This is a genomic window from Agromyces rhizosphaerae, from assembly GCF_027925245.1.
In the GTDB taxonomy this organism is placed as follows: Bacteria; Actinomycetota; Actinomycetes; order Actinomycetales; family Microbacteriaceae; genus Agromyces; species Agromyces rhizosphaerae.
The window spans coordinates 2615041-2630022 of record NZ_BSDP01000001.1 but is presented as its reverse complement, the minus strand read 5'-3'; the positions used below and the strand labels follow the sequence as shown (position 1 = coordinate 2630022).

At 66.6% G+C, this 14982-nt stretch carries 7 protein-coding genes and 3 rRNA genes; 2 read left to right on the top strand and 8 right to left on the bottom strand.

What is annotated here, in order from left to right; all coding sequences use genetic code 11:
* Positions 1-2 precede the first annotated feature (2 nt).
* The 6 genes from QMG39_RS12415 to QMG39_RS12390 all read right to left on the bottom strand — a co-directional run bounded on the left by QMG39_RS12415 (position 3) and on the right by QMG39_RS12390 (position 8719).
* The gene (locus QMG39_RS12415; RefSeq protein ID WP_281885428.1) at positions 3-1376 is read right to left on the bottom strand and encodes a glucose-6-phosphate dehydrogenase; all 1374 of its coding nucleotides are present in this window, start codon (positions 1374-1376) and stop codon (positions 3-5) included.
* Positions 1377-1451: 75 nt separating this feature from the next.
* Positions 1452-1568 (bottom strand): 5S ribosomal RNA (rrf, locus tag QMG39_RS12410).
* A 171-nt stretch (positions 1569-1739) separates the two neighbouring features.
* A 23S ribosomal RNA gene (locus QMG39_RS12405) occupies positions 1740-4844 on the bottom strand.
* A gap of 447 nt (positions 4845-5291) precedes the next feature.
* Positions 5292-6817 (bottom strand): 16S ribosomal RNA (locus QMG39_RS12400).
* The 16S, 23S and 5S rRNA genes sit together here, the layout of an rRNA operon.
* A gap of 548 nt (positions 6818-7365) precedes the next feature.
* A complete protein-coding gene (locus tag QMG39_RS12395; protein WP_281885427.1) occupies positions 7366-8202 on the bottom strand; it encodes an aldo/keto reductase in 837 nt (278 codons plus the stop codon).
* 25 nt (positions 8203-8227) lie between these two features.
* Entirely contained in the window at positions 8228-8719 is a 492-nt protein-coding gene (locus tag QMG39_RS12390) for a DUF4188 domain-containing protein (RefSeq protein ID WP_281887276.1), read from the bottom strand.
* Positions 8720-8848: 129 nt separating this feature from the next.
* Between QMG39_RS12390 and hrpA the strand changes: the two genes are divergently transcribed.
* Complete coding sequence (hrpA, locus tag QMG39_RS12385; protein ID WP_281885425.1) at positions 8849-12784, top strand: ATP-dependent RNA helicase HrpA; 3936 nt, start codon at positions 8849-8851, stop codon at positions 12782-12784.
* 17 nt (positions 12785-12801) lie between these two features.
* Entirely contained in the window at positions 12802-14040 is a 1239-nt protein-coding gene (locus QMG39_RS12380; protein ID WP_281885423.1) for an amidohydrolase, read from the top strand.
* Positions 14041-14089: 49 nt separating this feature from the next.
* On the opposite strand, the gene QMG39_RS12375 is transcribed toward QMG39_RS12380, so the two are convergent.
* Positions 14090-14593 (bottom strand): SRPBCC family protein, encoded by a 504-nt coding sequence (locus QMG39_RS12375; RefSeq protein WP_281885421.1) that lies wholly within the window; start codon positions 14591-14593, stop codon positions 14090-14092.
* Entirely contained in the window at positions 14590-14982 is a 393-nt protein-coding gene (locus QMG39_RS12370) for an ArsR/SmtB family transcription factor (protein WP_281885419.1), read from the bottom strand. Before QMG39_RS12370 ends, QMG39_RS12375 begins: the two co-directional genes overlap by 4 nt.

The window sequence follows — 14982 nt, the reverse complement described above, 5'->3', positions numbered from 1 at the left end:
CGTCAGTCGTGCTGGGTGGTCGGCCAGGACGAGGGCCCGCGCGACCCGGCGGGGTACTCCTCGAGCGGCACGCGGTCCTCAGCCCACGCTTCGAGGATCGGCGTCACGATGCGCCAGCACGCCTCGGCCATCGGCCCGCTCACCGACAGCAGCTCGTCTCCGTCGAGGATGCCGCCGAGCACCTCGGCGTACGCCCCGAGGCGCCCCTCGGTCGACCGGGATGCGAGTTCGACCGTCCGGAGCGCGAGCAGGTCGTCGGCCCGATTGACGGCGACGTCGAGCACGATGCGCTCGGGCTTCATGCCGATGCGCAGCCCGCGACGCACCTCACCGCTGAAGCCCCTCGGCAGCGCGCTCGGCTCGCGGAGCGTGATCGAGATCTCCTCGCGGTCGCGTCCGATGGCCTTCCCGGATCGCAGCACGAACGGCACGCCGTGCCACCGATCGGCGTTCACCTGCAGCGTCACCTCGGTGAGCGTCTCGGTCTCGCGCGCCGGATCGACGCCGTCCTCGGCGGCGTAGTCGGGGAAGACCCGCGAGCCGACGCTTCCGGCGGTGTACCGGGCGCGGCGGCTCGCCTCGGAGGCATCGCTGCCCCACACCCGAGTGCGCTCGAGCACCTCTGCCATGGCCCGGTGCATGTCCTCCGACCCGACCGACTCCGGCGGTTCCATGGCGATGAGCGCGAGCACCTGGAGCAAGTGGCTCTGGATCATGTCGCGCAGTGCGCCGGCCCGGTCGTAGTACCCCGCGCGTCCCTCCAGCGCGAGCGACTCGTCGAACACGACCTCCACGCGTTCGATGTGGTCGCGATGCCACACCGACTCGAACATGTGGTTGGCGAAGCGCAGGCCCGTCAGCGCCAGCACGGTCGTCTTCCCGAGGAAGTGGTCGACGCGCACGACCCGCACCCCGTCGGGGAGGCGCGCGAGCAGCGCGTTGAACTCACGCGCACTCTCGAGGTCTGTGCCGAACGGCTTCTCGAGCGCGAGCACCGTGCCCGGCGGCACGTCCATTCCGGCGAGCGTCTCGCACGCCGCATGCGCCACCGACGGCGGCAACGCGAAGTAGATCGCCACGGGGCCCGGCAGGTCGTCGAAGAGCGCCTGCAGGTCGTCGCGACTGGTGGCATCGGCCTGACGGTAGTGAGCGGATGCCTCGAGCGACGCGACGAGGGGATCCTCCTCGTCGGCACGCATCGCCGCACGGAGCCGTCTCCGCCACTCGTCGTCGCTGAGCGCGGAGCGCCCCACGCCCATGAGCGTCAGTCGCGAGCGGCGGTCGTGCATGAGGAGCTGCCCGAGGCCGGGCAGCAGGAGACGGGCCGCGAGGTCACCGTCTGCTCCGAGGATCACGAACGTTCGCCGTGTCGCCATGCGGCCCATGCTAGAGCGGGCCCGGAATGCACGAAACCCCCCAGCAGCGATGCTGGGGGGTTTCGTTCAAGGTATGTCCGGCGGTGTCCTACTCTCCCACAGGGTGGCCCCTGCAGTACCATCGGCGCTGCGAGTCTTAGCTTCCGGGTTCGGAATGGGTCCGGGCGTTTCCCTCGCGCTATGGCCGCCGAAACTCTAGCCACACCCGCCTGGGGTGTGTGGTCTCGGGTCCCACCCCGCCACGCACCAGGTGCGTGTGGGTGGGTGTTGAGTTATGAAGTTCGTGTGGTGGGAACCACAGAGTGGACGCGAGTCATCTACAGGCCACACACCATGCCTTTTCAACGAGGGTGTGTGTAGTGAAGTTTCAAGTTATCGGCGTATTAGTACCAGTCAGCTGCACCCGTTGCCGGGCTTCCACATCTGGCCTATCAACCCAGTCGTCTGGCTGGGCGCCTCTCCCCACAAAGTGGGATGGAAATCTCATCTCGAGGCCGGCTTCCCGCTTAGATGCTTTCAGCGGTTATCCATCCCGAACGTAGCTAATCAGCGGTGCTCCTGGCGGAACAACTGACACACCAGAGGTTCGTCCAACCCGGTCCTCTCGTACTAGGGTCAGATCCTCTCAAATTTCCTGCGCGCGCAGCGGATAGGGACCGAACTGTCTCACGACGTTCTAAACCCAGCTCGCGTACCGCTTTAATGGGCGAACAGCCCAACCCTTGGGACCTACTCCAGCCCCAGGATGCGACGAGCCGACATCGAGGTGCCAAACCATGCCGTCGATATGGACTCTTGGGCAAGATCAGCCTGTTATCCCCGAGGTACCTTTTATCCGTTGAGCGACAGCGCTTCCACAAGCCACTGCCGGATCACTAGTCCCGACTTTCGTCCCTGCTCGACCTGTCAGTCTCGCAGTCAAGCTCCCTTGTGCACTTACACTCGCCACCTGATTGCCAACCAGGTTGAGGGAACCTTTGGGCGCCTCCGTTACTCTTTGGGAGGCAACCGCCCCAGTTAAACTACCCACCAGGCACTGTCCCTGAACCGGATTACGGTCCGAAGTTAGATATCCAGAGTGACCAGAGTGGTATTTCAACAATGACTCCACGAACACTGGCGTGCCCGCTTCAAAGTCTCCCACCTATCCTACACAAGCCACACCGAACACCAATACCAAGCTGTAGTAAAGGTCACGGGGTCTTTCCGTCCTGCTGCGCGTAACGAGCATCTTTACTCGTAATGCAATTTCGCCGAGTTCGCGGTTGAGACAGCTGGGAAGTCGTTACGCCATTCGTGCAGGTCGGAACTTACCCGACAAGGAATTTCGCTACCTTAGGATGGTTATAGTTACCACCGCCGTTTACTGGGGCTTAACTTCTCAGCTTCGCTCCGAAGAGCTAACCGTTCCGCTTAACCTTCCAGCACCGGGCAGGCGTCAGTCCGTATACATCGTCTTGCGACTTGGCACGGACCTGTGTTTTTAGTAAACAGTCGCTTCCCACTGGTCTCTGCGGCCTTCAACGCTCCAGGAGCAAGTCCCTTCACGAATCCGGCCCCCCTTCTCCCGAAGTTACGGGGGCATTTTGCCGAGTTCCTTAACCACGATTCTCTCGATCTCCTCGGTATTCTCTACCTGACCACCTGAGTCGGTTTGGGGTACGGGCGGCTGGAACCTCGCGTCGATGCTTTTCTCGGCAGCATAGGATCACCGACTTTTCATCCCCATCGCGTCTCAGCCTTCATGAACGGCGGATTTACCTACCATTCGGCCTACACGCTTGGACCGGGACAACCATCGCCCGGCTCGGCTACCTTCCTGCGTCACACCTGTTAATACGCTCACCGCACCAGACTCGGGTCCCACGCTCCCCACCCCGGTGCCCCCGAAGGGACGATGGGATGGTTCGGATGGTTAGCATTGCTGGATTAGTGTGGGCGGTTCTTCGCCGGTACGGGAATATCAACCCGTTGTCCATCGACTACGCCTGTCGGCCTCGCCTTAGGTCCCGACTTACCCAGGGAAGATTAGCTTGACCCTGGAACCCTTGGTCTTCCGGAGGACGGGTTTCTCACCCGTCTTTCGCTACTCATGCCTGCATTCTCACTCGTGTGCCATCCACGGCTGGATCACTCCGCCGCTTCACCCGGCACACGACGCTCTCCTACCGATCCGCACGACTGGACCACGAAGGCCTGTCTAATATGCGAATCCCACGACTTCGGTGACGTGCTTGAGCCCCGTTACATTGTCGGCGCGGAATCACTTGACCAGTGAGCTATTACGCACTCTTTCAAGGGTGGCTGCTTCTAAGCCAACCTCCTGGTTGTCTGTGCAACTCCACATCCTTTCCCACTTAGCACGCGCTTAGGGACCTTAGTCGGTGGTCTGGGTTGTTTCCCTCTCGACGATGAAGCTTATCCCCCACCGTCTCACTGCTGCGCTCTCACTTACCGGCATTCGGAGTTTGGCTGACGTCAGTAACCTGTTGGGGCCCATCGGCCATCCAGTAGCTCTACCTCCGGCAAGAAACACGCAACGCTGCACCTAAATGCATTTCGGAGAGAACCAGCTATCACGAAGTTTGATTGGCCTTTCACCCCTATCCACAGCTCATCCCCTCCATTTTCAACTGAAGTGGGTTCGGTCCTCCACGACGTCTTACCGTCGCTTCAACCTGGCCATGGATAGATCACTTCGCTTCGGGTCTAGGACATGCGACTGAATCGCCCTATTCAGACTCGCTTTCGCTACGGCTACCCCACACGGGTTAACCTCGCCACATATCACTAACTCGCAGGCTCATTCTTCAAAAGGCACGCTGTCACCCCAACAAGGAGGCTCCAACGGTTTGTAAGCAAACGGTTTCAGGTACTATTTCACTCCCCTCCCGGGGTACTTTTCACCTTTCCCTCACGGTACTTGTCCGCTATCGGTCATCTGGGAGTATTTAGGCTTATCAGGTGGTCCTGACAGATTCACACGGGATTTCTCGGGCCCCGTGCTACTTGGGATACTCTTCCGGCCGGCCAGGCATTTCGACTACGGGACTCACACCCACTCCGGTCCGCCTTTCAATGCGGTTCGTCTATACCCGACGCGTCACCGTGACTGCCCGGCAGAACAGTCCGAAAAGTCCCACAACCCCGACCATGCAACCCCTGCCGGGTATCACACATGGCTCGGTTTAGCCTCATCCGCGTTCGCTCGCCACTACTGACGGAATCACTGTTGTTTTCTCTTCCTGTGGGTACTGAGATGTTTCACTTCCCCACGTTCCCTCTACCCGCCCTATACATTCAGGCGGGAGTCACCAGGTCACCCGAAGGGCCTGGCGGGGTTTCCCCATTCGGAAATCCTCGGATCACAGCTCGTTTATCAACTCCCCGAGGCTTATCGCAGATTACGACGTCCTTCTTCGGCTCCAGATGCCAAGGCATCCACCGTTTGCTCTTAGAAACTTGAAATCACATGAGTATGAATCGATCGCACACACCCGAAGGCGTGCGAGATTGACCAATGATCAGTCGGACACACCCCCAAAAGGGGCATGCCTTACTTGATCTTGTGAACGACCCGCAAGGCGGGTCGATCTAAGATGCTCGCGTCCACTATGTAGTTCTCAACACACGAACGGTACCCACACCACCACCAGCCCATAGCTGATGCCGAATGCGGGTCCGTGCAAGGTTCGAAGCCCCGAAAGGCCCGGTCCCTCAGGACCCAATAGCGTGCATGTGCCGGCCACCACCCGACCAACCCGTTCCCACCCCGCCGAAGCGAAGCGTACTGAGGCCGACCAGACTCGGACCGGCACCTATGTCAACGTTCCACCCATGAGCAACCAGCAGAACACATTCGGTCCTGATCTGGTGTGCCTGGAAGACCCCAAGAGGTCTCCAGATGCTCCTTAGAAAGGAGGTGATCCAGCCGCACCTTCCGGTACGGCTACCTTGTTACGACTTAGTCCTAATCACCGATCCCACCTTCGACAGCTCCCTCCACAAGGGTTGGGCCACCGGCTTCGGGTGTTACCGACTTTCATGACTTGACGGGCGGTGTGTACAAGGCCCGGGAACGTATTCACCGCAGCGTTGCTGATCTGCGATTACTAGCGACTCCGACTTCATGAGGTCGAGTTGCAGACCTCAATCCGAACTGAGACCGGCTTTTTGGGATTCGCTCCGCCTTACGACATCGCAGCCCTTTGTACCGGCCATTGTAGCATGCGTGAAGCCCAAGACATAAGGGGCATGATGATTTGACGTCATCCCCACCTTCCTCCGAGTTGACCCCGGCAGTTTCCCCTGAGTTCCCACCATGACGTGCTGGCAACAGAGGACGAGGGTTGCGCTCGTTGCGGGACTTAACCCAACATCTCACGACACGAGCTGACGACAACCATGCACCACCTGTATACGAGTGTCCAAAGAGTTCCTCATTTCTGAGGCGTTCTCGTATATGTCAAGCCTTGGTAAGGTTCTTCGCGTTGCATCGAATTAATCCGCATGCTCCGCCGCTTGTGCGGGCCCTCGTCAATTCCTTTGAGTTTTAGCCTTGCGGCCGTACTCCCCAGGCGGGGCGCTTAATGCGTTAGCTACGACACGGAAACCGTGGAAAGGTCCCCACATCTAGCGCCCAACGTTTACGGCGTGGACTACCAGGGTATCTAATCCTGTTCGCTCCCCACGCTTTCGCTCCTCAGCGTCAGTTACGGCCCAGAGACCTGCCTTCGCCATCGGTGTTCCTCCTGATATCTGCGCATTCCACCGCTACACCAGGAATTCCAGTCTCCCCTACCGCACTCGAGTCTGCCCGTACCCACTGCAGGCGCGAGGTTGAGCCTCGCGTTTTCACAGCAGACGCGACAAACCGCCTACGAGCTCTTTACGCCCAATAATTCCGGACAACGCTTGCACCCTACGTATTACCGCGGCTGCTGGCACGTAGTTAGCCGGTGCTTTTTCTGCAGGTACCGTCAAGCCGAAGCCCTTCTTCCCTACTAAAAGAGGTTTACAACCCGAAGGCCGTCATCCCTCACGCGGCGTTGCTGCATCAGGCTTGCGCCCATTGTGCAATATTCCCCACTGCTGCCTCCCGTAGGAGTCTGGGCCGTGTCTCAGTCCCAGTGTGGCCGGTCACCCTCTCAGGCCGGCTACCCGTCGACGCCTTGGTGAGCCATTACCTCACCAACAAGCTGATAGGCCGCGAGTCCATCCCAAACCGAAAAAACTTTCCACCCCACACCATGCGGTGCGAAGTCCTATCCGGTATTAGCTCCGATTTCTCGGGGTTATCCCAGAGTCCAGGGCAGGTTACTCACGTGTTACTCACCCGTTCGCCACTAATCCCCGGTGCAAGCACCGGTTCATCGTTCGACTTGCATGTGTTAAGCACGCCGCCAGCGTTCGTCCTGAGCCAGGATCAAACTCTCCAAAAAAAAATGGCGCCAACCCCACAACAGGGCCGACAAATCTGATCTCTGACCAAAGAACAACCAAAACTGGCTGTCCATCAATCCAAAGGAATCCCAACCAGTCCAAAGACCGGATCGGGGTTCAAAAAATGGCATTGAACATAGTGCACGCTATTGAGTTCTCAAGAAACGGACGCTCCGAAGTTTCCGCCTTCCGGCTTCCACTCAGGGCAACCTCTCTACTGTATCACCCCCGGGCATCAGGACCAAACCGGCCTGCCGCCTCCGCCAGGCACAGCCTGACGAGTCGCGTTCAGTGTGCGATCGCGACGATCGAAGTGACGAATAGACATCCTAGGCGCACTTCGAGGCCCCGACAAGTGCCGGTCTTCGTTGCGCTGGATGGTCCCGCTTGAGGCCGGGAGGCTCTGCCGCTCTCCCGCACCTTTGGGGTGACGAGTAAGAACATTACGTGCCGCTCGCCGCTTCGCCAAAACGAGCGCGCAGGCCGGGCGTGTCGCGCTTCGCACGCCGCCCGGCCCGCACCCCGAAGAGGCCGTTCAGGCCCGGAATCAGGCGCCGATGACCATCGGATCGGCGTGCTCGCCGGTCGGCGGCAGCGCGTCGAGCTGCGCGACCTCGGTGGCATCCAGCTCGAACCCGAACACGTCGAGGTTCTCCTCCATGCGCGCCCGCGAGGTGGTCTTCGGGAACACGATGAATCCGCGCTGCAGGTGCCAGCGCAGCAGCGCCTGCGCCGGCGACACCCCGTGACGCTCGGCGATGCCCACCACGGCCGGATCGCCGAGCAGGTCGGTCTTGCCCTGGCCGAGCGGTCCCCACGCCTCGACGGCGATGCCGTGCTCGGCGCAGTAGGCGACGACGTCGCGCTGCTGGTGGTACGGGCTCAGCTCGATCTGGTTGACCGCCGGCGTGACGCCGGTCTCGGCCGCGAGCCGCTCGAGGTGCGGCACGAGGTGGTTCGAGACGCCGATCGAGCGCGAGCGCCCGGTCTCGCGGATTCCGGCGAGCGCGTTCCACGCCTCCACGTAGCGGTCCTTCGTCGGAACGGGCCAGTGCACGAGGTACAGGTCGACGTAGTCGAGCCCCAGTCGCTCGAGGCTCGCGTCGAACGCCGCGCGCGCCGAGTCGCCGCCCTGGTCGTCGTTCCAGAGCTTCGTCGTGACGTACAGCTCCTCGCGGGGGATGCCCGACGCCGCGATCGCGCGGCCGACCCCCTCCTCGTTGCCGTAGATGCGGGCCGTGTCGATGTGCCGGTACCCGGCCTCCAGCGCGTCGGTCACGATGCGCTCGGTCTCCACCGGGTCGACCTTGAAGACGCCGAAACCCAGCTGGGGGATGTCGTGCCCGTCGTTGAGGCGGACACTCGGGACGAGTGAATCAGTCATGCGTCCATCCCATCACGCGGGCACCTCACGCGGGCGCCGTCACCTCACCCTGCGCGTAGCGCTGGCGGGCGCGGTCCGACCGCGAGGTGACGGGCACGAGCTCGGTCGCGTCGGCCAGTCCGAACGACGGCATGCTCACGTACAGCGTCTCGGCGCGCGCGACCTGGTAGGTCTCGTGCCAGATGCCGACCGCCCCGGGCGCCCGCCGCGCGGCACGGTTGAACGCCGCCCATGCGGGACGGTGCTCCCCCGAGGCATCCGATGCGTAGTCGTAGAGCCGCTCGTGGCTGTCCCAGTACTGCACGACGTAGGGACCGTTCGCCCCCGTGAGCAGCCGGTAGCCGAGGAACCCCGAGTCGGGGGTGGTCGCGAGCTCGCGCAGCATGCGCGGCATGGCCAGGAACGCCGGCAGCCACAGGTCGGGTCGCCACCAGCGGTTCACCCGCATGCCGATGAGGAAGACGACGAGCTCGCCGTCGTGCCGATGGGTCATCCGACCCGTGTTCACCTTCGCCATGATGCCCCCGTTCATCGTTTGGAGAGTTGCGGTATCCAATACTAGATACTTGGACTATCCAATGCAAGGGCGAGCGGATGCCCCGGGCCCGCGCACCGCCCGCCCCCGCGCGCCGTACGATGGAGGGCTGTGCTTCCCACGATCACCTACCCCGCCGAGCTGCCGGTCTCCGGCATGCGCGACGAGATCGCGCGCGCCGTGCGCGAGCACCAGGTCGTGATCGTCGCCGGCGCGACCGGCTCGGGCAAGACCACGCAGTTGCCGAAGATCTGCCTCGAGCTCGGCCGCGAGTCGATCGCGCACACCCAGCCGCGCCGCATCGCCGCCCGCACGATCGCCGAGCGCATCGGCGAGGAGCTCGGGTCGGAGGTCGGCGACCTCGTCGGCTACCAGGTGCGCTTCACCGACCGCGTGAGCGAGTCCACGCGCATCAAGGTCATGACCGACGGGATCCTGCTCAACGAGATCCACCGCGACCGGATGCTGCGCCGGTACGACACGATCATCATCGACGAGGCCCACGAGCGCAGCCTCAACATCGACTTCCTGCTCGGCTACCTGAAGCAGCTGCTGCCGAAGCGGCCCGACCTCAAGGTCATCGTCACGAGCGCGACGATCGACCCCGAGAGCTTCGCCCGGCACTTCGCGGATGCCTCGGGCGAACCCGCACCAGTCATCGAGGTGTCCGGCCGCACCTACCCGGTCGAGATCCGCTACCGCCCGCTCGTCGGCGAGGCCGGCGACGACGAGGCGGACGAGGGCGCCGCGGCCGACGACAAGGACGTGCAGCAGGGCATCCTCGACGCGCTCGACGAGCTCGACCGCGAGGCGCCGGGCGACGTGCTGGTCTTCCTCTCGGGCGAGAACGAGATCCGCGACGCCGAGGAGGCCGTGCGCGGGCACGCCGCCCGGCGCGGCGGCGCGGGCGCGACCGAGGTGCTCCCCCTGTACGGCCGGCTCTCGGCCGCCGATCAGCACCGCGTCTTCGAGCCGTCGAAGGTCGCCGGCCTCCGGCGCCGGGTGATCCTCGCGACGAACGTCGCCGAGACGAGCCTCACCGTGCCCGGCATCCGCTACGTCGTCGACGCCGGCACCGCGCGCATCAGCCGGTACTCGACCCGCGCGAAGGTGCAGCGCCTGCCGATCGAGCCGATCTCGCAGGCGTCGGCGAACCAGCGGTCGGGCCGCTCGGGCCGCACGAGCGACGGCATCGCGATCCGCCTCTACGCCGAGGACGACTACGAGAAGCGGCCCGAGTTCACCGACCCCGAGGTGCTGCGCACGAACCTCGCGGCCGTCATCCTCCAGATGGCGTCGCTCGGCCTCGGCGCGGTGGAGGACTTCCCGTTCCTCACGCCGCCCGATGTCCGCGGCATCCGCGACGGCCTCGACCTGCTGCGCGAGCTCGGCGCGCTCGAGGACCGCGACTCGCGGGACGGCCCGCGCCTCACGCGCGTCGGGCGCCAGCTCTCGCGCCTGCCGATCGAGCCGCGCTACGCGCGCATGGTCATCGAGTCGAAGGCGCAGGGCGTCTCGCGCGAGGTGCTCGCGATCGTCGCCGGCATGACCATCCAGGACCCGCGCGAGCGGCCGCTCGAGAAGCGCGAGCAGGCGAACGCGATGCACGCCCGCTTCGTCGACCCGACGAGCGACTTCCTCACCCTGCTGAACCTCTGGAACCACCTCGAGGAGCAGCAGCGGCAGCTCGGCTCGAGCGCGTTCCGCCGCATGTGCCGCACCCAGTTCCTCAACTACCTGCGCGTGCGCGAGTGGCAGGACCTCTATCGCCAGCTCGTGCGCCTCGCGAAGCCGCTCGGCCTGCACGTCGGCGAGCCGCGCATCAACGCCGACGGCATCCACCGCGCGCTGCTGTCGGGGCTGCTCTCGCACATCGGGCTGCGCGACGACACGGCGACGGATGCCGCGCGGGGACGCGGGAAGGGTCGCCCCGAGGCATCCGGCCGCCGCCCCAGCCGCGAGTTCGTCGGGGCACGCAACACGCGCTTCCAGGTCTTCCCGGGCTCGGCGCTCGCGAAGAAGCCGCCGGCGGCGCTCATGACCGCCGAACTCGTCGAGACCAGCCGCCTGTTCGCGCGCATGGCCGCCGCGATCGACCCGGCCTGGGCGGAACCGCTCGCGGGGTCGCTCGTGAAGCGCAGCTACGGCGAGCCGCGCTGGGACCCGAAGCAGGGCTCGGCCATCGCCGACGAGAAGGTGCTGCTGTTCGGCGTGCCGATCGTGCCGAAGCGACGGATGCAGCTGGCACGAGCGGATGCCCCGCTGGCGCGCGAGCTCTTCATCCGCCACGCGCTCGTCGACGAGGAGTGGGACACGTCGCGGCTCGATCGCCGCGTGTTCGCGTGGGTGCGCGCGAACCGGGCGCTGCGGGCGGAGCTCGGCGACCTCGAGGCGCGCACGCGCCGCCGAGACATCCTCGCGGGCGACGAGGCGGTGGTCGCGTTCTACGAGGCGCGCGTGCCGGCCGACGTGTCGACCACCCGGGGGTTCGAGAAGTGGTGGCGCACCGAGCACCGCACGCGGCCCGACCTGTTCACCATGCGGCGCGAGGACCTCGTCGGCGACGAGGCCGACGGTCGCGGCGACGGCTTCCCCGACCAGTGGCGCCAGGGCGACCAGACGATCCGCCTCGCGTACCGGTTCGAGCCCGGCGCCGACGACGACGGCGTGACCGCGACCGTGCCGCTCGTGCTGCTGCCGCGGCTGTCGCCGGTCGGCTTCGACTGGCAGGTGCCCGGACTGCGCGACGAGCTCGTGCAGTCGATGCTGCGCACGCTCCCGAAGTCGATCCGCCGGTCGGTCGTGCCGGCGGCCGAGTGGGCCGCGCGCATCGGCGAGGAGCTGCCCGCGGGCCCGGAGGACGGCGCCGAACGCGAGCCGCTCGCCGAGGTCGTCGCGGCGACGATCAAGCGACTCACGTTCACGCCGGTGACGGCCGAGGACTTCGACCTGGAGCGCGTGCCGGCGCACCTGCGCATGACGTTCCGCGTGGTCGACGAGCGCGGCCTCGCCGTCGGCTCGGGCACCGACCTCACCGAACTGCAGCGCCGACTCGCCGACCGCACGCGCCAGGCCGTGGCCGACGCCGTCTCGAAGCCCGGCCGCTCGCGCGGGAAGGGGCGTGCGCCCGAGCCGCGCGCAACGGACGCGTCGAGTCCGACGAGCGCTGGGCCCTCGATCGCCGAACGCTCGGGCGTGACCGCGTGGGAGTGGGACGAGCTGCCTCGGCACGTCGACACGCGGCAGGCCGGCAACGTGATCCGCGCGTACCCGGCGCTCGTCGACGACGGGGACGCCGTGTCGGTGCGGCTGGTCGCGACCGCGGCCGAGCGCGACCGGGCGTCGCGGCGCGGCATCCGTCGCCTGCTCGTGCTGGCCACGCCCTCGCCCGTCTCCTACGTGCAGGAGCACCTCTCGAACCAGGAGAAGCTGCTGCTCGCGGCGAGCCCGTATTCCGGCACGCGGGCGCTGCTCGACGACAGCCTCGCCGCGTGCGTCGACGCGGTGCTGCGCGAACGGCACCCCGACGGGCTGCTCTGGACCCGCGCGGAGTTCGGGGCCGTGCGCGACGCGGTCTCGGCGAGCGTCATGCAGCGGCTCGACGAGACGGTCGCGCTGGTCACGCGCGTGCTGCAGCGCTGGCGCGAGGCCGACAAGGCGATCCGCGGGGCGACGAGCCTGCCGCTCATGCACGCGCTCGGCGACGCCCGCGCGCAGCTCGACGCGCTCGTGCGGCCCGGGTTCGTGCTCGCGACCGGGCTCGAGCGGCTCGTGCACCTGCCCCGGTACGTCGAGGGCGTCGTCGTGCGCGTGCGGAAGCTGCAGGAGCAGCCCGGCCGCGACCGGCAGTGGATGAACGAGCTCGAGAAGGCGACCGCCGCCTACGAGTCCGCCGGCGGGGCGATCCCGCTCGCCGAGGACTCCCCCGCCGACCTCGTGCGCGCCCGCTGGCTGCTCGAGGAGCTGCGCGTCAGCCTGTTCGCGCAGGAGCTGCGTACCGCCGAGCCCGTCTCGGTGCAGCGCATCGCCAAGGCGCTCGCGGGCTGATGGGCGAGGATGGAGCGATGACCACTCGCTCCTCCGTCGCCATCGTCCACGGCACCGTCGTGCCCGTCGCCTCCGCGCCCCTCGAGGACGCCACCGTGCTCGTGATCGACGGCCGGATCGCCGCGGTCGGCACCGACGTCGAGGTGCCGCCCGACGTGCCCGTGGTCGACGCCGCGGGCCGCTGGGTGCTGCCCGGCTTCATCGAGGCGCACGCGCACATGGGGGTGTCCGAGGAGGCGCAGGGCTGGGCCGGCGAGGACACCAACGAGATGACCGACCCGAACGGCGCCGCGCTGCGGGCGATCGACGCCATCAACCCCGAGGACGAGGGCTTCCGCGACGCGCTCGTCGGCGGCGTCACCAGCGCGGTCGTGAAGCCCGGCTCCGGCAACCCGATCGGCGGGCAGACCGTCGCGATCAAGACCTGGGGCGGTCGCACGGTCGACGAGCAGGTGATCCGCGAGGCCGTCTCGGTGAAGTCGGCGCTCGGCGAGAACCCGAAGCGCGTGTACGGCGACAAGAAGCAGCTGCCGTCGACCCGCCTCGGCGTCGCGAACGTCATCCGCACCGCGTTCGTCGACGCGCAGAACTACGTCGCGCGCCGCGACGCTGCCGCTGAGAAGGGCGAGCCGTTCGACCGCGACCTCGGGCTCGAGACACTCGGCCGTGTGCTCGCGGGCGAGCTCGCGTGGGACCAGCACGTGCACCGCGCCGACGACATCGCGACCGCCCTGCGACTGGCCGACGAGTTCGGCTACCGCCTCGTGATCAACCACGGCACCGACGGCGCCGCGGTCGCCGACGTGCTCGCCGAGCGCGACGTGCCGGTGATCTTCGGGCCGATGCTCACCTCGCGATCCAAGGTCGAGCTGCGCGACCGCGACATCGCGAACCTCGGCGCGCTCGCGCGCGCCGGCGTGCGCGTCGCGATCACGACCGACCACCCCGTGGTCCCGATCAACTTCCTCGTGCACCAGGCCTCGTTCGCGGTGAAGGAGGGGCTCGACCGGGAGACCGCGCTCCGCGCCCTCACCGTGCACCCCGCCGCCTTCCTCGGTCTCGACGACCGCATCGGCGCGCTCGCGCCCGGCCTCGACGGCGACGTGGTGATCTGGTCGGGCGACCCGCTCGACGTCACCTCGCGCGCCGAGCACGTGTTCATCACGGGCACCGAGGCCTACCGATGGGACGCCGCGGCGAACCAGGGCCGCGGCGCCGGCCGCGTGACCGAGCGCCGGGAGCGGTTCGCCGGCTGACGAGCGGGCGGTCGTCCGCCCGGGGCATCCGCTCGCCCTGCCCGACCGCTCAGGCGCGCAGTGCCCGGAACCGCTCCTCGTACGCGCCCGACAGCTCGGCGAACCGGCGGTCCCACGCCTCGCCGTCGACGATCGACGGCGCCGGGTCGCCCAGGTGCCGCACGAGCAGCTCGAGGTAGGTGTGCCAACCGGCGCCGTAGTAGATGGACCGGACGCCCTCGTGGCGGAGGCGGAGCCGCGTGCCGTCGCCCTCGGGATGGAGTTCGACGCGCAGCAGCGTCGGCTGCTCCTCGCGCGCGTGCCAGGTCGTCTCGAACGAGCGGGGCGGATCGCACGCGGTCACCTCGCCGACGCACCACGGCTCGCCGTCGGAGCCGATCGCCTCCCAGCGGCCGCCGAGCCGGAGGTCGCCGCGGTACGGCGCCATCCAGCGCCCGAGCCGGTCGGCGGTCGTGACCGCCTCCCAGAGGTCGTCGGGATCGGTCGGGTACACCTCGTCGAACTCGAGGAGGAATCCCTCGCCCGCCCGGCTGATCGCGCCGTCCATGCTCATGTCGTCTCCGTCTCGTCGGTGGTGCCCTCGGTGGCGTCGTCGGTGGTGTCGTCGGCCGGGGCGCCGCGCCGCGCTCGCGCCCCGCGCGCGACCTCGGTGTGCAGCGCGTCGAGCCGCTGCGACCAGTGCGCCCGATAGCGCGCGAGCTGCCGCTCCGCGTCGTCGATGCCGGTGCGATCGACGGCGTAGAGGCGCCTCGCACCCTCGGCCCGCACGGTCGCGAACCCCGACTCGCGCAGCACCCGCAGGTGCCGCGAGACCGCGGGCTGCGTGATGCCGAACTCGCCCGAGATCACCTCGACCACGGCGCCCGCGGGCCGCTCGCCGTCGGCGAGGAGCTCGAGGATGCGCCGGCGGACCGGATCGCCCAGGACGTCGAATGCGTGCAC